This is a genomic window from Kitasatospora sp. NPDC059747 (genome assembly GCF_042732955.1).
In the GTDB taxonomy this organism is placed as follows: Bacteria; Actinomycetota; Actinomycetes; order Streptomycetales; family Streptomycetaceae; genus Kitasatospora.
On sequence record NZ_JBHWGV010000192.1, the window covers coordinates 6954 to 10571 of the forward strand.

3 protein-coding genes are annotated in these 3618 nt (G+C 74.8%); all 3 read right to left on the reverse strand.

Going from position 1 to position 3618, the window contains the following annotated elements:
* Window positions 1–106: 106 nt before the first annotated feature.
* Window positions 107–1240, reverse strand: coding sequence for an aminotransferase class I/II-fold pyridoxal phosphate-dependent enzyme (locus ACFV4G_RS41405; RefSeq protein WP_380448429.1), 1134 nt, complete (start codon window positions 1238–1240; stop codon window positions 107–109).
* Window positions 1241–1245: 5 nt separating this feature from the next.
* Entirely contained in the window at window positions 1246–1881 is a 636-nt protein-coding gene (locus tag ACFV4G_RS41410) for a transcriptional regulator (protein ID WP_380448431.1), read from the reverse strand.
* A 97-nt stretch (window positions 1882–1978) separates the two neighbouring features.
* The coding region (locus tag ACFV4G_RS41415; protein ID WP_380448433.1) for a beta-propeller fold lactonase family protein at window positions 1979–3618 on the reverse strand (1640 nt) is incomplete at its 5' end.

Sequence of the window (3618 nt, forward strand, 5' to 3'; positions counted from 1 at the left end):
CTCCGCCCCCTCTCTTCCCCTGACCCCCCGCGCTTGGCTGCGCGCGGGGCGGCCGCCCCGCCCCACCCCCCCCCCCGCCCCCCCCCCCGCCGCCGTTGACCGGGCCCTACCGCCGCGTGCGCAGCCAGTGCGCGAAGGCCTCCAGCGCCGGGCCGGGGTCGCGGCGGCCGACGCCGACGCGGAAGCGGTCGGCCGGGGTCGGTGTCAGCTCCGAGCGGTACATGCTCGCGGGCAGCAGCAGGACGCCGGCCTGTTCGACCAGGCCGGTGCAGAACTCCTCGACGCCGTCCGCCCCGAGGTAGCGGGGGAAGGCGACGCAGCCGCCCTCGGGGGCGCGCCACTCGAAGAGGTCGGCGAACTCGGCGAAGAACGCGTCGAACCGCGGGAGGTTGGCGGCGATGAGGGCGCGGTTGCGGGCCAGGATCGGCTCGCGCGCCTTGATCGCGATCCGGGCCAGCACCTCGCTCGGCGCCGAGTTGCAGATCGTGGTGTAGTGCTTGGCCCGCTCCAGCCGGGAGAGCAGCTCCCGGTCCCGGCAGGCGATCCAGCCGATCCGCAGGCCCGGCAGGCCGAGCGACTTGGACGTGACGTTGAGCGAGAGGGCGCGCGCGGAGAGGTCGGCGGCCTGCGGCAGGATGCGGGCCGGGTCGCGCTCCAGGCCGCGGTAGACCTCGTCGGAGAACAGGCGGATGCCGCGCTCGTCGCAGAGTTCGGCCAGGCGGCGCAGGTCGGCCGCGTCGATCAGCGCACCGGTCGGGTTGTTGGGGAAGTTGACCGAGACGACCCGGGTGTTCGGGCGCAGCGCGGCCTCGACGGCGTCGACGTCGAGCGCCCAGTCCTGCCGCTCGTCCAGGGCGACGCCGGTGACCTCGCAGATCGAGAGCGGGACCGTCTCCGCGGACTGGTAGTTGGGCGTGATCACCACGGCGTGGTCGCCCGGTTCGAGGAGCACCTGCATGGCCAGGTTGAGGCCCTCCTGGGCGCCGCCGAAGCAGACGACGTCGTCGGCGTCGACCTCCTCGTACATGCCGGCGATCGCGCGGCGCAGCCCCGGGTCGCCGAAGGTCTCGGTGTAACCGAGGGCGAGGGTGTCCCAGGCCTTCCGGTCCTCGGGATCGGCGAGGGCGAGGAGTTCGGCCATCGTCATCGTCTCCGCGTCGGAGGCGGTGAGGTGGTGGCGAGCGGTGAACTCCCAGCGGGAGAAGTAGGTTTCGAGGCGGAAGTCGGGGAGCCTGGTCATCGTGCTCAGGCCTCGCTCTCGTGCTTGAGGTCGGTCAGCAGGGTGTAGACGGTCGAGCGGGACACCCGCAGCGCGGTGGCGACGGCGGGGACGGCGCGGCGCACGGCGAGCACGCCGGCGGCGTCGAGCTCGCGCAGGACGGCGAGGCGGTCCTCGCGGCCGAAGCGTTCGAGCGGGCGGCCGTGGGCGCGGACGTAACCGCCGATGACGTCGTTCATGCGCTCGGTCCAGTCCCGCTCGAAGAGGGGCTCGGGGCGCGGGGCGGTGGGGGCGGCGAAGCCGGCCAGCAGCGCGGCGGCCTGTTCGAGCGGGCCGCGGTCGAGGTTGACGCAGAGCACCGCCGAGGGCCGCCCGGCGTCGTCGGCCAGGACGGCGCTGACGGAGGAGAGGCGGCGGCCGTCGGGCAGCAGCTTCTCGTAGGGGCCGTAGACACCGTCGGCGGCCGGTTCGAGTTCGTCGAGCTCGCCGAGGAGGGACGGGTCGCCGGGGGCGCGGGCGGACATCGGGTTCCAGATGCCGAGCACGGTGTCGGTCGCGGCGTCGTGCAGGACCACCTCGGCGTAGGGCCCGAGGAGCAGGGCCACCGCGCGGCAGACCGGTGACCAGGTCCGCAGGCGCGGGTCGGGGGATTCGGCGGGCATGTTTGGACTGTACGTCCAGTCTGGACGTTTCGTCCAGCGCAGGCGAAAGCGCAGGCCCCGCCTCCCTCCGGGTGGCGGGGCCGCTCGTGCTCGTGGATCAGCTGCAGGTGATCAGCAGTGCGAAGACCGCCGTGCAGCTACGGGTGTCCCGGGCGGTGGCGGGCGACGGGTCGGCCGGCGTCCCGGAGGTGCGGGAGGCCGTGACGGCGAAGTTCTGGACGCCGCTGAACAGTCCGAGCCCGACCGAGAAGTGCCGCGTGGTGGTCGCGCCCTTGGCCAGCGGGGCGGCGAGCGTGCAGGTGAGCTGGCCGTTCGCGACCGCGCAGTCGCTGGAGGTCGCGGGCAGACCGGGCGGCAGGGCGGCGCCGACGGTGGCGGCGGTGACCGGGTCGGGACCCTGGCCGGTGAGCGTGATCGTGTAGTCGACCCGGCCGCCGGCCAGGCCGGTCACCGGCGTGGCGGCGAGCGCGACGCCCAGGTGGGCACTGGCAGCGGCGTAGGTGAAGCGGTCGGCGGCCACCGCCGCGCTGGTGCCGCCGGGCGTGGTGACCTGGACGTCGACCGGGCCGGTGGCCGTGGTGGCCGGGGCCGTCGCGGTGCAGCCGGTCTTGGTGCAGCTGAAGGCGGGGGCGTTGCCGGCCGCGCCGAAGCTCACCGCCGTCGCGCCGGCCAGGTCGGTGCCGGTGATCGTGACCGTGGTGCCGCCGACCTGCGAGCCGGTGGCCGGGCTGATCCCGGTGACGACGGGCACGGGCAGCGGGAAGTTCAGCACGCTGACGGCGTTGGCGGTGAAGTCGGCGAGGTAGCCGCGCCGCCCGTCGGCGCTGACGGCGAGGCTGTAGGGCGCCGTGCCGACCGGGACGGTCGCGGTGACGGTGCGGCTCGCGGTGTCCACCGCACTGACCGTGTTGTCGGTGTAGTTGGAGACGTACGCCGTGGCACCGTCCGGGGAGAGGGTGACGGCGTACGGGTTGGCGCCCACGGTGACCGCGGAGACCACGGCGTTGGTGGTGGTGTCGATCACGCTGACCGTCTTGTCGTCACCGTTGGCGGCCCACAGTCTGCTGCCGTCCGGGCTCAGGGCCAGGCCGAAGGCGCCGTGGCCGACCGGGACCGTGGCGCTCACCGTGTTGCTCGCGGTGTCGATCACGTTCACCGCCTGCCCGCTCGACGCGGCGACGTAGACCTTCTTGCCGTCCCGGGAGACGGCGACCCCGTGCGGCTCGGCGCCCACCGGCACGGTCGCGGTGACCGCCTTCGCCGCCGTGTCCAGCACGCTCACGGTGTTGGCCCCGGCGTTGGCGACGTACGCCCGCGAGCCGTCCGCCGACAGGGCGAGGCCCCACGGCTGGGTGCCGACCGGGACGGTCGCGGAGACGGTGTTGGTGGCCGTGTCGACGATGCTGACGGTGTTGTCCAGGTGGTGCGTCAGGTAGGCGCGGCCTCCGTCCGGCGAGAGCGCGACCGCGTAGGACCCGGTGCCGTCGGTGAAGCTGCCCGTCACCGTGCCGCCCGCGGTGTCGAGCACGCTCACCGTGCCGCTGCTCTGGCTGGTCACGTACGCCCGGGCGCCGTCCGGGGTGAGCGCGACCCCGGCCGGGTAGGGCGCCACCGGCACGGTGGCCGTGACGACGGGCGCGGGCGCGGCGGCCTGCGCCGCGCCCGGCAGGGGCAGCAGCGCCAACCTGGCCGCGGCGAAAGCGGGCCCCGGCGTCCCCCGGCGTCGCGCAGCACCCC